Annotated in this window: 16 protein-coding genes; 13 read left to right on the top strand and 3 right to left on the bottom strand. The window is 30.7% G+C overall.

The window, feature by feature from the left end; translation table 11 throughout:
• Positions 1 to 556: 556 nt before the first annotated feature.
• Entirely contained in the window at positions 557 to 826 is a 270-nt protein-coding gene (locus tag B2G86_RS08565; RefSeq protein ID WP_078357687.1) for a DUF3055 domain-containing protein, read from the bottom strand.
• Between the two features lie 109 nt (positions 827 to 935).
• Between B2G86_RS08565 and B2G86_RS08560 the strand changes: the two genes are divergently transcribed.
• From B2G86_RS08560 to dltD, 8 genes are all read left to right on the top strand, one after another.
• On the top strand, positions 936 to 1,379 hold the full coding sequence (locus B2G86_RS08560; protein WP_078357686.1) for a DUF86 domain-containing protein: 444 nt from the start codon (positions 936 to 938) through the stop codon (positions 1,377 to 1,379).
• Positions 1,366 to 2,133, top strand: coding sequence for a TIGR01457 family HAD-type hydrolase (locus B2G86_RS08555; RefSeq protein ID WP_078357685.1), 768 nt, complete (start codon positions 1,366 to 1,368; stop codon positions 2,131 to 2,133). Before B2G86_RS08560 ends, B2G86_RS08555 begins: the two co-directional genes overlap by 14 nt.
• Before the next feature lie 21 nt (positions 2,134 to 2,154).
• Positions 2,155 to 3,120 (top strand): 2-hydroxyacid dehydrogenase, encoded by a 966-nt coding sequence (locus B2G86_RS08550; protein WP_078357684.1) that lies wholly within the window; start codon positions 2,155 to 2,157, stop codon positions 3,118 to 3,120.
• A gap of 317 nt (positions 3,121 to 3,437) precedes the next feature.
• Positions 3,438 to 3,581: a teichoic acid D-Ala incorporation-associated protein DltX gene (locus tag B2G86_RS08545; RefSeq protein WP_078357683.1), complete on the top strand. Its 144-nt coding sequence runs from the start codon at positions 3,438 to 3,440 to the stop codon at positions 3,579 to 3,581.
• Between the two features lie 15 nt (positions 3,582 to 3,596).
• Positions 3,597 to 5,057, top strand: coding sequence for a D-alanine--poly(phosphoribitol) ligase subunit DltA (gene dltA, locus B2G86_RS08540; RefSeq protein WP_078357682.1), 1,461 nt, complete (start codon positions 3,597 to 3,599; stop codon positions 5,055 to 5,057).
• Positions 5,054 to 6,274 (top strand): D-alanyl-lipoteichoic acid biosynthesis protein DltB, encoded by a 1,221-nt coding sequence (gene dltB, locus B2G86_RS08535; protein WP_078357681.1) that lies wholly within the window; start codon positions 5,054 to 5,056, stop codon positions 6,272 to 6,274. Before dltA ends, dltB begins: the two co-directional genes overlap by 4 nt.
• A gap of 16 nt (positions 6,275 to 6,290) precedes the next feature.
• Positions 6,291 to 6,527 (top strand): D-alanine--poly(phosphoribitol) ligase subunit 2, encoded by a 237-nt coding sequence (dltC, locus tag B2G86_RS08530; protein WP_078357680.1) that lies wholly within the window; start codon positions 6,291 to 6,293, stop codon positions 6,525 to 6,527.
• The gene (gene dltD / locus B2G86_RS08525; protein WP_078357679.1) at positions 6,524 to 7,702 is read left to right on the top strand and encodes a D-alanyl-lipoteichoic acid biosynthesis protein DltD; all 1,179 of its coding nucleotides are present in this window, start codon (positions 6,524 to 6,526) and stop codon (positions 7,700 to 7,702) included. The genes dltC and dltD overlap by 4 nt, the downstream gene beginning before the upstream one ends.
• Before the next feature lie 552 nt (positions 7,703 to 8,254).
• Here the strand turns inward: dltD and B2G86_RS08520 are convergent.
• Complete coding sequence (locus B2G86_RS08520; protein WP_017001072.1) at positions 8,255 to 8,497, bottom strand: NifU family protein; 243 nt, start codon at positions 8,495 to 8,497, stop codon at positions 8,255 to 8,257.
• A gap of 109 nt (positions 8,498 to 8,606) precedes the next feature.
• On the opposite strand from B2G86_RS08520, the gene B2G86_RS08515 reads away from it, so the two are divergent.
• On the top strand, positions 8,607 to 8,933 hold the full coding sequence (locus B2G86_RS08515) for a YuzD family protein (RefSeq protein WP_078357678.1): 327 nt from the start codon (positions 8,607 to 8,609) through the stop codon (positions 8,931 to 8,933).
• A gap of 34 nt (positions 8,934 to 8,967) precedes the next feature.
• On the opposite strand, the gene B2G86_RS08510 is transcribed toward B2G86_RS08515, so the two are convergent.
• Positions 8,968 to 10,032: an NAD(P)/FAD-dependent oxidoreductase gene (locus B2G86_RS08510; RefSeq protein WP_078357677.1), complete on the bottom strand. Its 1,065-nt coding sequence runs from the start codon at positions 10,030 to 10,032 to the stop codon at positions 8,968 to 8,970.
• Positions 10,033 to 10,185: 153 nt separating this feature from the next.
• Between B2G86_RS08510 and B2G86_RS08505 the strand changes: the two genes are divergently transcribed.
• From B2G86_RS08505 to B2G86_RS08490, 4 genes are all read left to right on the top strand, one after another.
• A complete protein-coding gene (locus B2G86_RS08505; protein ID WP_025904683.1) occupies positions 10,186 to 10,422 on the top strand; it encodes a YuzB family protein in 237 nt (78 codons plus the stop codon).
• A gap of 11 nt (positions 10,423 to 10,433) precedes the next feature.
• Positions 10,434 to 10,793 (top strand): HesB/IscA family protein, encoded by a 360-nt coding sequence (locus tag B2G86_RS08500; RefSeq protein ID WP_078357676.1) that lies wholly within the window; start codon positions 10,434 to 10,436, stop codon positions 10,791 to 10,793.
• 153 nt (positions 10,794 to 10,946) lie between these two features.
• Entirely contained in the window at positions 10,947 to 12,161 is a 1,215-nt protein-coding gene (locus B2G86_RS08495) for an NAD(P)/FAD-dependent oxidoreductase (protein ID WP_078357675.1), read from the top strand.
• A gap of 65 nt (positions 12,162 to 12,226) precedes the next feature.
• Positions 12,227 to 12,547, top strand: a complete 321-nt coding sequence (locus B2G86_RS08490) for a YuiB family protein (protein ID WP_078357674.1) — start codon at positions 12,227 to 12,229, stop codon at positions 12,545 to 12,547.
• Positions 12,548 to 12,553 lie beyond the last annotated feature (6 nt).

Here is a 12,553-nt window from a genome sequence, read left to right as displayed (position 1 = left end):
AGAAAAAATTATAGAAAAAGACACAGTTGAAACACAACAAACTTCTAGAAATACTTTAAAAGATTATTTATAGAAAGTAGAGGCTGGGACAAATTAATTGTCCCAGCCTTTTTACATAGGCCATCTATATTTATATAAGGTGGAAGAAGTGTGAATGATATTTAAATTTATAGTACATTTTTCTCACATCCTTCATTTCAGGACTGTTATTTTATTTTATCGGTCTGTATTTCTGATTTCTGGACCGTTAATTTATTTTATCGGTCCGTATTTCTGATTTCTGGACCGCTAATTTATTTTATCGGTCCGTATTTCTGATTTCTGGACCGTTAATTTATTTTATCGGTCCGTATTTCTGATTTCTGGACCTCATATAAGCACAACTGCGGAAAGGACACACATAGAAAAATGCCGACAAAGTTTAAGACTTTGTCGGCATTTTGAAACTAAGATAAACTTATGAACCAATCTAAGTTCTAATCTAGATAGGTTATTTTTCATGAACATGTTAGTAATAGTGCTATTAGTGATAGTCACATAACTAAGTCTCAATTTATTAGATATCTATAACATCGTGTAAATATTCTGTTACTTCTTCTCCTTCTTCAGGTGATAAACCTAGGATGTGGCTAATATAACCTTCTTCTTCTAAATCGTCTTTTCCGATTATTCCAAATTTATTGTTTTGAGTATTAAGCACGATTGTTTTACCGTAATGTCTGTCTGTATAAATAAGTGTTAAGTCATATCTACTATGTTCACCTACAAAACCGACAAATTGAATTTTTGCTTCATCTTCTTCATCATATAAAAACATTTCTACCATAAATAGTTACTCCTTTATTTAAAAGCTTTCTTTAATTGTTTAGTATACAGAGCAATGCCGTATATTTCAAAATTATGATATTATTATATATGAATAGGAGGTTTTCTACATGTATTTCGTAGATAGCAAAACATTAAATTTAAAAATGAATTATTTAGAAAAATTAACAGTTGATTTTGAAGTTGAGAAGGATTCTTCGTATGCTTTAGAAAGAATTGCACACATGATGATTGAATCTGTCGTAGATATTGGGAACTTAATTATTGATGCTTTTATATTAAGAGACCCTGGAAATTATAAAGATGTAATTGATATTATGGAACTTGAAAAAGTATTCCAACCTTCAACTGCTGAAGCTATTAGAAATTCTATTGATTTTAGAAAAGAATTAATTCGTAATTACGAAAGCATTAATCACGACAAATTAAAAAAAGCTTTTGAAATAGCTAATCCTTTTTATAAACAAGCAATTGAAGACACTAAACAATTTTTAAAAAATGAAAATGTACCCGTTACAGCATTTGGTGAAGGAGATAAAAATGAAAGATTATAAAGGTTATTTTATTGATATAGACGGAACTATGTATAAAGGTTCTGAAATAATTGAAGGCGCAATCGAGTTTATAGAATATTTAAATGCAAACAATAAAGATTACTTATTTGTTACAAATAATTCTTCCAAAACTCCTGCTGAAGTAGCTGAAAAATTAAATAATATGGGGTTTAATACTTCAAGTGAGCATGTTATCACTTCAGCTATGGCTACAGCAGGATATATTAGTGAAGAATCACCAGGAGCTTCTGTATACATGGTTGGTGGAAGTGGATTGAAATCTTCATTGAGTGATGCTGGTTTAGTAATTAAAGAAGATCAAAATGTAGATTATGTTGTTATGGGACTGGATGTTAATATTTCATATGAAAAATTATCAGTTGCATGTTTAGCAGTAAGAAATGGTGCGAAATTTATTTCAACAAATAAAGATGTTTCAATACCGAATGAAAGAGGCTTCTTACCAGGTAACGGTTCATTAACTAGTGTTGTAAGTGTTTCTACTGGGCAAACGCCTATCTTTATAGGCAAGCCAGAAACAATTATTATGGAACAAGCAGTAGAAAAAATAGGTCTCTCAAAAGAAGAATGTGTAATGATTGGTGACTTGTACGATACTGATATTTTAGCAGGTATCAATAGTGGAATTGACACATTACATGTACAAACAGGCGTTACATCATTAGAAGAAATTAACTTAAAAGAGATATTACCAACTTATAGTGTTAAGAACTTATTTGAAGTAATCAAATAACTGAAATAAGGAGATGGGAATATGGGAGAGAAAGTATTAGTTGCTAGACAGTTGCCAAATAAATTTATTCAACAAATAGAACAATTTGCAGAAGTAGATGTTTGGGATAGTGAATTAGAACCTATGCCAAGAGAACAATTTTTAAAGCGCGCTGCAGATGCCACAATTGTAATCACAACATTAAGTGAGAAAATAGATGAAACCTTTTTTGAATCTGCACCTAAAATTAAAGGAGTCGTTAATTTAGCAGTAGGGTATGATAATATTGATATTGACTTGGCTCATAATAAAGGTGTTATTGTAACAAATACACCAGAAGTGTTAACAGAAACGACTGCAGAATTAGGATTTACTTTAATGTTAACTGCTGCAAGAAGAATTGTAGAAGCGGTTGAGTATGTAGAAAATGGCGAATGGAAAAGTTGGGGTCCATACTTATTAGCAGGTAAAGATGTTCATGGATCTACAGTTGGTATATATGGAATGGGTGCAATAGGTGAAGCTTTCGCCAGAAGATTAAAGGGCTTTAATTGCAAAGTGATATATCACAACCGTTCTAAAAAAGAAAAAGCTGAAAAAGAATTAAATGTTGAATATAGAAATATGGATGAACTGTTAGCAGAAAGTGACTTTGTAGTTTGTACTGCTCCATTAACATCTGAAACCAAAGGCATATTTAATAAAGAAACATTTAAGAAAATGAAAGATAGTGCAATATTGATTAATATCGGTCGCGGCGGACATGTCGTAGAATCTGATTTAATAGAAGCAATTAAGCAAAAAGAAATTCTCGGTGCAGCATTAGACGTAGTAGAAAATGAACCTATAGCAATGGACCATCCATTTTTAGAAATGAAACAAGTAATAGTTGTTCCTCATATAGGTAGTAGCTCAATAAACACAAGAGATCATATGGTTCAACTTTGTGTTGATAATGCAAAACAAATTATCGCAGGTAGTGAACCAGTAACACCAGTGAAGAAATAGAGATGACAAAGATTGAAAAAGCGTGATTTCAGTCTATTTCGCTTCAGTAAACGACTTTTTAATTTAATGATTAGATGGTGAGATAATTAATTTATCTCACCATCTTTTTTTATATAAGAGGTATTAAAATCAAATTTCATTATACTTGTTTATAAGGTCTGTTATGACAGTTTATATGTCAATTTTGTAATGTGATTAATCCCTTTTAAATTCCAATAAATGCTAAAATTTTACATATTTTCGTTGATATCTCTTTATACATAGAATATAATATAAAAATAGAATAATTACAAAATAAAAACATGAGGAGATTTACAATGGAAAAAATTAGGCAAATATTACTATCTGAGAATTGCAAAATAGTTGGTTTAACCATTTTTTATTTCTTAATCATGATTGTTTTATTTTGGATTTATGCTGGTGGTAGTGCAAGTAACGATTTTATATATAATGAATTTTAATGAAGGAGAACATTTATGAGAGACATCTTAGAACAAGTAGAGTTTATGAGTAAGTGGTATACCGATAAAATTGCTATAAACTATAGAGAAGAAGAGATGACTTATGGTGAACTAGATCTTTATTCAAATAAATTAGCTACGTTAATCCAAGATTCTGATAAGCCAATTGTATTATATGGTCATATGTCACCATTTATGATTGTAGGTATGATTGCGAGTATGAAAGCAGGCATTGGATACGTTCCAATAGATATATCGATTCCTTTAGAAAGAATAGAGCATATCATTGAGAAGGTAGAGCCTGCTTTTATTTTTAATACAACTGGTAATTTATTGAATAATATACAAATTAATCAAATAACAATAGAAGCATGTAAAGAAGCGCAAATAAACTTGGAAGACTTAAATAGAATTAATAATTTAGATACTGTTTATACAATTTTTACATCCGGATCCACTGGATTGCCAAAGGGTGTACAAATCAGTTATGAAAGTTTAATGGACTTTACTAACTGGATGTTACAACTTAATAAGCTTGGCGACAACAGTATGTGGTTGAATCAAGCTCCATTTTCTTTCGACTTATCAGTTATGGCAATATATCCATGCTTAATGACAGGTGGGACGTTGCAACTAGTTGATAAAAAGATGATTGAAAAGCCAAAACAATTATATGAATTACTAAATAGTAAAGACATTGAATCTTGGGTATCAACGCCATCATTTTTAGAAATGTGTTTATTATTACCAGGATTTAATCAAGATCAACATACTAAATTAAAGCAGTTTTTCTTCTGTGGAGAAGTGCTGAGTCATAAGACAGCACAGAAATTAATCAATCAATTTAAAGATTCGATTATTTATAATACATATGGCCCAACAGAAGCAACGGTTGCTGTAACAAGTATTCAAATTACTCAAGAAATTCTAGATAAATTTAATCCATTACCAATTGGTACAGTACGTCCAAATTCACAATTAAAATTAGCTGATAATGAAGAATTAGTGATAATTGGTAAAAGTATTAGTCAAGGATATTTAAAAGATGAAGAAAAGCACAATAAAGTATTTAAAAATATAGATGGTCAAGTAAATTATTTTACTGGAGATAAAGCAGAGTTTCGTGATGGTTATTGGTTTATACATGGAAGAATAGATTTCCAAATAAAAATTAACGGCTATCGTATGGAACTAGAAGAAATTGAAATGGTTTTAGAGCAATTGCCAGAAGTTAAACAAGTCGTTATATCACCAATTAAAAAAGGTGAAAAAGTTCAATATTTACATGCTACAGCTATTCTTACAAATCAGGAAATAGATAACGAAAATGACATGATACTCCATTTAAAACAGGAATTAAAAATTCATTTACCTGAATATATGATTCCTAGAAAATTTAGCTTTGTGAATCATCTACCACTAACTGCTAATGGTAAGTTAGATAGAAATAAAGTATTAGAGAGGTTAAAACCATGATTCCATATGGGGATTTTACCTATTTTTATATCTGTTTAGCCTTAATGTTACCAGTAATTATATTAGGGTTAGTCGGAAAGAGAAGTCTTGTTTATAACCGAGTCATTACGTTAGTTATGCTCATACTAATATTTTCGGATGAAAATAAAAACTTATATGATAATAAATTTTTAAGTTATCAATTTATTTTCTTTGCTCTATATATATGTTATCAAGTTGTATTGATTAGAGTTTATATTTCGATAGCAAAGAAAACAAACCAGTTTAAAAATTATGCTTTTGCAATAGTACTTTCAATATTACCTTTAATTATTGTGAAAATATTACAAAGTAGTTGGCTAGGGGATTTTCAAATAACAGTTCACGGTAATAAATTAATTGAATTTATAGGATTTCTAGGTATTTCGTATATTGCATTTAAAAGTGTTCAACTCATTATGGAAATTCGTGATAATAGAATAAAATCAATCAATACAATGAAACTAATTGATTTTATTACATTCTTTCCAACGATATCTTCAGGTCCTATAGATAGATATAAGCGATTTATCAAGGATGAAGAAAAGATTCCTGAACCCAATGTTTATTATGGAATGCTTATAAAAGCTATACATATGGTGTTTATGGGATTTTTATATAAGTATATTATTGCTTATTACATAAATGAAAATGTAATTAAAGTTACGCCAATAGATACAGATCCTACCTTTTTAAATTATCTTTATTACATGTACGGGTATAGTTTTTATCTGTTTTTTGATTTTGCAGGATACAGTTTATTTGCTATAGCATTTAGTTATTTATTCGGAATTCAAACTCCAATTAACTTTAACAAGCCATTTAAAGCTAAAAATATTAAAGAATTTTGGAATAGATGGCATATGAGTTTATCTTTTTGGTTCAGAGATTGTATATATATGAGGTTTGTTTTTTGGGTATCCAAAGAAAAATTACTAAAAGATAAGCTGTTAATATCTAACCTGGGATTTTTAATCAATTTCTTTATTATGGGAATTTGGCATGGTATTGAAATACATTATATTCTTTATGGTTTATATCACGCATTCTTATTTATTGCATATGGTTATTTTGAACAATGGCGCAAAAAGCATCCGCCAAAACTTAATTATAAGTTAATGAATGTGATCGCAATATTAATTACATTCCATAGTGTAGCATTTGGATTTTTATTATTCTCAGGAAAATTAATACATTAAATAAGGGAGTTATATTATGAATTTTGAAGAAAAAGTATTAAATATATTAGCTGAAGTTGCTGAAAATGATATCGTAAAAGAAAACCCTGATATCGAAATTTTTGAAGAAGGGATTATAGATTCATTTGCAACTATAGGCTTGTTGTTAGAAATTCAAAATAATTTAGACATTGATGTTACAATTACGGATTTTGATAGAGATGAGTGGGCAACACCGAATAAAATTATAAAAGTACTTAAGGAATTACAATGAAAATAAAATTATTGTTGCCTTTATTGTTAAGTGGTATTTTATTTGGCTTATTTTTATTAATTCCAGTTGAATGGCTTACATCTTTATCTAAACAAGACAATATTAATAAAGAAGCAATTTCTTTAAATGATTCTGTACTAAAAGGCGTGCACTCTCAAGAGGAAATGTTGTTAAGTAAACATTATTATCCTATATTTGGCTCAAGTGAATTGGAAAAACAAGATATATTTCATCCAGCGCATATTTTGAAAGATAAAAATGCTAAATTAAAGCCATATTTAATTGGAACAGGTGGCTCTACAGATTTAATCCATGCAATTAATGTTGGCAGCCAAGCACACAATCTAAATGGAAAAAAAGTAGCTATCATCATTTCACCCCAGTGGTTTACTGATCATGGTTTAACAAATGATAACTTTAGCGCTAGATTTTCACCATTACAAGCGGATCATTTATTTAAAATTAAATCTTTGAGTCCAGAATTAAAAGACAGATTTGCAAAAAGATTAGTTCAATTTAAACAATTAAAATCAGATCCATATTTAAATTCTGTATTAAGTAAAAAAAATCATCAGTATGATGAAGGAACTTTTATGAATGATTTTGAAAATAACATCCATGAAAAACATGATGCTTTAAAGTCTATTTTTGGTAGAGAAAAAGTCGCTTTAACCAATAGTTCTAAACATCATTTTAGTCATATGAAATGGGATGAAATGAGATTATATGCTAATCAATATGGTGAAAAGCATTCTACAACTAATAATTTCGGAATGAATGACCAATATTGGAATTTATTAAAAGAGCAACGAAAAAGATACAATAGAAATTACGAGTTCAATAACCAGTCTAAAGAATTCGATGACTTACAGTTGTTAATTGACACATTAAAAGAAGTAAATGCAGATCCATTATTTGTTGTTATTCCAGCAAATGGAAAATGGTATGATCATATTAATGTTAATAGAGAGAAAAGAGAAGCAGTATATCAAAAGATTAATAAAATGCTCACATCAAATAATATGAAAGTATATGACATAACCGATAAAGAATATGAACCATATGTCATTACAGATGCAGTTCATATAGGTTGGAAAGGTTGGGTCTATATTAACGAGCAAATGATTAACCATATAAATGGACAATATGATAATAAAGTAAGTCGACAATATTAATAATATTACCTAGGAAATATTAAAAAGCACCGTGCCAACTTTATGGCACGGTGCTTCAGACTGTCGACAACCTGTCTTGAATTTATCAAGACGGGCCCAACATGATAAATAGACGGGCTGAATATTGTAAGACGAGGCTAACATGATAAATAGACGGACTGAATATTGCATGACTAGGCAAACATGATAAATAGAGAGTCTGAATTTATCAAGACGAGGCAAACATGATAAATAGAGAGTCTGAATATTGCAAGACAAGGTCAACATGATAAATAGAGAGTCTGAATATTGCAAGACAGGTCCAACATGATAAATAGAGAGTCTGAATATTGCAAGACAAGGTCAACATGATAAATTGAGAGGCTGAATATTGCAAGATGAGTCAAACATGATAAATAGACGGGCTGAATTTATCAAGACGAGCTCAACATGATAAATAGAGAGTCTGAATTTATCAAGACGAGCCAAACTTGATAAATAGAAAGAAAAAAAGCACCGTGCCAACTTTATGGCACGGTGCTTTTTTAATACCTATAAATAAAATGAAAGTGATTAGAAAACTTGTTCTACTTCTACAACGCCAGGTACTTCTTCTAGTAAAGCACGTTCTATGCCAGCTTTTAGAGTAATTGTAGAACTTGGACATGTACCACAAGCTCCGAGTAATCGTAGTTTAACGATACCATCATCAACATCTACTAATTCACAGTCACCACCATCGCGTAATAGGAATGGTCTTAATTTCTCAAGTACATCACTAACTTGATCAAACATTGTTTGTTGTTCAGTAGTCATATATATAAATACTCCTCTCATCAAGTGTTATTAGATACATTAATCTTATTAATCTATTATAATAGATATAAGGTAAAAAATCTATTCATCAAACTAGGGGGATGATTATATGTCCAAAGCAAGTATAGTAGTTTATGGTGCAGATGTTGTATGTGCGAGTTGTGTCAATGCACCATCATCGAAGGACACATATGAATGGTTACAAGCTATTTTAGGAAGAAAATATACGGATTTAGAATTTGAATACACTTATATTGATATTTTAAAACAGACTGAAAATTTAACAGATCATGATCTTCAGTTTATAGAAAGAATTAATGAAGATGAATTGTTTTATCCACTTGTTACAATAAATGATGAATATGTTGCTGATGGTTTTATTCAGTTAAAGCATATCACGAGATTTATTGATGAACATGTCGCCATTGAACAATAAAAAAAGTAGCAGATATTTCTGCTACTTTTTATCATTATCCATTATGGTATTTATATAACCAGAGTACTCCTGATTTAATGACTCTTGCTAATCGTCCTGTAACTGTTTGTTCCATTAGATAAGCGAAGCCTTGTTTCTCACCAAGTGAACCTACAAATCCTTGAGGTTTTAACTCGGGCATTTTTTCTGGTAAAGGTTTATCAGTCCATTGTAATTTCATAACTTCAGCAATTTGATCTGCTTGTATTTCTGCTAAATAAGCACTTGGTGCGTGAGGCAATGCTGCACAGTCACCTACAATATATACATTTTTATAAGTTGGAATTTGATGATATTGGTTTACAATAACTCTTCTACCATCATTAGTATCAACTGGAAGATTTCTTACGATTTCAACTGGTTGAATGCCGGCAGTCCAAACGACTAAATCTACATTATGAATGTCTTCATTGTTGTATAATTGGCCAGGCTCAACTTGTGTAATATTTGAATTAGGAACAACTTCTACATTATGTTTATCAAACCATTTCTTTACGTATTTACTTAACTTTTCTGGAAATGCAGGTAAAATTCTAGAACCTCTATCAAAAAGTTTAATCTTGATATCTTGTCTGCTTTCACGTAATTCACTAGCTAATTCGATACCACTTAAACCCGCACCAACAATTCCGACAGTAGCATCACTTGGTAAGTCACATATTGCTTGATATGTTTTACGAGCATTTTGTACTGTTTGAATACTGTAAGTGTAGTCTTTTGCTCCAGGTACATTATGATATTTATCTTCACATCCTAAGCCGATAACAAGTTCATCGTAATCAACACGTGAGTCACCAACTGAAACAATTTGATTATCTAAATCAATATCAGTAATTTCCCCATATACTGTATTAATTTTTTTGTCTTTAGGAAATTGAACGCGAATATCTTTATCTGGTTTTGTACCTGCTGCTAATGCGTAGAATTCTGTTTTTAAACCATGAAATGGCATACGATCAATCAGCGTAATTGAATAATCGGACGGTAAAATGCTTGGAAGGATTTCTTTCATCAAACGCATATTACCATATCCGCCCCCTAATAATACTAAGCTTTTCATCGTTATTCTCCTTTGTCCATAAATCAAATTTCTACAAATTTGTATGTATATATTTTATAATATATAAGTATACTTTTAGTATAATCTTTTTTGGCATAAACTACAATGAATGTTAAAATAGTTTAATGAATATAAAGTGAGTAGGTGAACACATTGAATCCGATTGTCGAATTTTGTATTTCAAACTTAGCCAAGGGTGCTGATGTAGTGTTTAACAAGCTCGACAATGATCCAGAAGTAGATGTATTGGAATACGGTTGTCTACAAAATTGTGGACCATGTGCAAGAGGGTTATATGCACTAGTTAACGGAGATATGGTTAAGGGAGAGACACCAGAAGAATTACTAGAAAATATATATAGTCATATAGAAGAAAATTGGATTTTTTAGGAGGAATAAATATGTCAACAGTTATATTAACTGAAGCAGCAGCTTATGAAGTTAAAGATATGATGAAAAGTAACGATATGCCAAATGGTTATTTAAGAGTATCTGTTAAAGGTGGCGGTTGCACAGGACTATCTTATGGTATGTCTGCAGAAGAAGAACCTGCTGAAAACGACGAAACACTAGAATTTTTTGGTGTTAAAGTAATAGTAGATAAGAATGATGCTCCGATACTAAATGGTACAACAATTGACTTCAAAACATCATTAATGGGCGGTGGATTTTCTATTGAGAATCCTAATGCAATTGCAGCTTGCGGTTGTGGAAGTTCATTTAAAACAAAAGACGTTGCAGGTACGCCAGAGAATTGCTAAGGAAATAACATGTGACACTTGAATTTATCTTTATAAAAATATACAATTGTACTTGTATGTAAATAGCAGTATCATTACTTGTGATGAAAAACACAAAGTGACACAACTTTCCTATAAGTGTCAAACAAATATTAGAAAGTATAGGTGAAAATAATGGGATTTGAACGTAAAAAAGTTCTCGTATTAGGGGCAGGTTACGCTGGCTTACAAACAGTAACTAAATTGCAAAAATTAGTTTCAAACCAAGATGTTGATGTTACTTTAATCAACAAAAATGATTATCACTATGAAGCTACATGGTTACATGAAACTTCAGCTGGAACATTAAATTACGAAGATGCTTTATATCCAATTACAAATGTAATTGATAGAAATAAAGTAAACTTTGTAAAAGCAGAAGTTAGTAAAATCAATAAAGATGCTAAAACAGTTGAAACATCTAATGGTATATTTGAATATGACATTTTAGTTGTTGCATTAGGATTCGAAAGTGAAACATTTGGAATTGAAGGTATGAAAGAACATGCTCTTCAAATCGAAAATATTAACACTTCTCGTCGTATTTCTAAGCATATTGAAGATAAATTTGCTAATTATGCTGCATCTAAAGAAAAAGATGAAAATGATTTAGCTATTTTAGTAGGTGGTGCTGGTTTCACTGGTGTTGAATTACTAGGTGAATTAACTGAACGTATCCCTGAATTATGTAAAAAATACGGTGTAGATCAATCTAAAGTTAAAATTACTTGTGTTGAGGCTGCTCCAAAAATGTTACCAATGTTCTCAGAAAACTTAGTGAACTATGTTGTTAAATATTTAGAAGACCGTGGAGTAGAATTCAAAATTTCTACACCAATCGTTGCTTGTAACGAAAAAGGCTTCGTAGTTAAAGTTAATGATGTAGAACAAACTCTTGAAGCAAACACAGCAATCTGGGCTGCTGGAGTTAGAGGTAGCAAATTAATGGAAGAATCATTCGATGGCGTTAAACGTGGTCGTATCGTTGTTAAAGATGATTTATCAATCGACAATTACGATGATATCTTCGTTATTGGTGACTGTTCAGCTGTTATGGCTGGTGAAGGAGACAACAAACGTCCACTTCCAACAACAGCTCAAATCGCTATGCAACAAGGTGAACACCTTGCTAAAAATATTAAAAACATCTTTAACGGTGAAAAAACAGAAGCTTTCTCTTATGATGACAAAGGTACTGTATGTTCATTAGGTAGCCGTGACGGTGTTGGTGTCGTTATGGGTCGTGAAATTACTGGTAAAAAAGCAGCATTCATGAAAAAAGTTATCGATACTCGCGCTATTTTCAAAATCGGTGGTATCGGATTAGCCTATAAAAAAGGTAAATTCTAATTGATTAATTATTAAATGTAGAGACCTGCTATTAGGCGGGTCTCTTTTTTTAAAGGAGGTTAGCTATGATATCTTTACCTCAAGTTATCATATCAATGGCATTGTTTTTTGTTTTGTTTTTTGGCATCGCATTTATATTGAATATGCTATTAAAAACTACTTGGCTAATGGTTGTATTTTATCCATTCGTTATTTTTGCGATTGTAGATAAAATATCGACAGCTATGTATTTTACAGATCCATCAACAGCATTTTCAAAACTTATTTCTGGCATAACAAATATACATACAGCTGACATATTAATGCTCGGTTCAGGATGGATTGGTGCGATTGTAGCAGGTTTTGTTATAAGGAATTTAAGAAGAAGTGGTTATTCAATGTTCTAACAAAGG

This window comes from Mammaliicoccus fleurettii (genome assembly GCF_002018435.1).
GTDB classification, from domain to species: Bacteria; Bacillota; Bacilli; order Staphylococcales; family Staphylococcaceae; genus Mammaliicoccus; species Mammaliicoccus fleurettii.
The sequence above is the reverse complement of the archived record's forward strand: the minus strand, read 5'-3'. Positions and strand labels throughout refer to the sequence as shown.

Excerpts from the sequence above, each read along its gene's own strand:
- B2G86_RS08565 (WP_078357687.1), bottom strand. The coding sequence starts at position 826 with ATGGTAGAAATGTTTTTATATGATGAAGAAGATGAAGCAAAAATTCAA.
- B2G86_RS08520 (WP_017001072.1), bottom strand. The coding sequence starts at position 8,497 with ATGACTACTGAACAACAAACAATGTTTGATCAAGTTAGTGATGTACTT.
- B2G86_RS08500 (WP_078357676.1), top strand. The coding sequence starts at position 10,434 with ATGTCAACAGTTATATTAACTGAAGCAGCAGCTTATGAAGTTAAAGAT.
- B2G86_RS08490 (WP_078357674.1), top strand. The coding sequence starts at position 12,227 with ATGATATCTTTACCTCAAGTTATCATATCAATGGCATTGTTTTTTGTT.
- B2G86_RS08495 (WP_078357675.1), top strand. The coding sequence starts at position 10,947 with ATGGGATTTGAACGTAAAAAAGTTCTCGTATTAGGGGCAGGTTACGCT.
- B2G86_RS08545 (WP_078357683.1), top strand. The coding sequence starts at position 3,438 with ATGGAAAAAATTAGGCAAATATTACTATCTGAGAATTGCAAAATAGTT.
- dltB (WP_078357681.1), top strand. The coding sequence starts at position 5,054 with ATGATTCCATATGGGGATTTTACCTATTTTTATATCTGTTTAGCCTTA.
- dltC (WP_078357680.1), top strand. The coding sequence starts at position 6,291 with ATGAATTTTGAAGAAAAAGTATTAAATATATTAGCTGAAGTTGCTGAA.
- B2G86_RS08550 (WP_078357684.1), top strand. The coding sequence starts at position 2,155 with ATGGGAGAGAAAGTATTAGTTGCTAGACAGTTGCCAAATAAATTTATT.
- B2G86_RS08510 (WP_078357677.1), bottom strand. The coding sequence starts at position 10,032 with ATGAAAAGCTTAGTATTATTAGGGGGCGGATATGGTAATATGCGTTTG.
- dltD (WP_078357679.1), top strand. The coding sequence starts at position 6,524 with ATGAAAATAAAATTATTGTTGCCTTTATTGTTAAGTGGTATTTTATTT.
- B2G86_RS08555 (WP_078357685.1), top strand. The coding sequence starts at position 1,366 with ATGAAAGATTATAAAGGTTATTTTATTGATATAGACGGAACTATGTAT.
- dltA (WP_078357682.1), top strand. The coding sequence starts at position 3,597 with ATGAGAGACATCTTAGAACAAGTAGAGTTTATGAGTAAGTGGTATACC.
- B2G86_RS08560 (WP_078357686.1), top strand. The coding sequence starts at position 936 with ATGTATTTCGTAGATAGCAAAACATTAAATTTAAAAATGAATTATTTA.
- B2G86_RS08515 (WP_078357678.1), top strand. The coding sequence starts at position 8,607 with ATGTCCAAAGCAAGTATAGTAGTTTATGGTGCAGATGTTGTATGTGCG.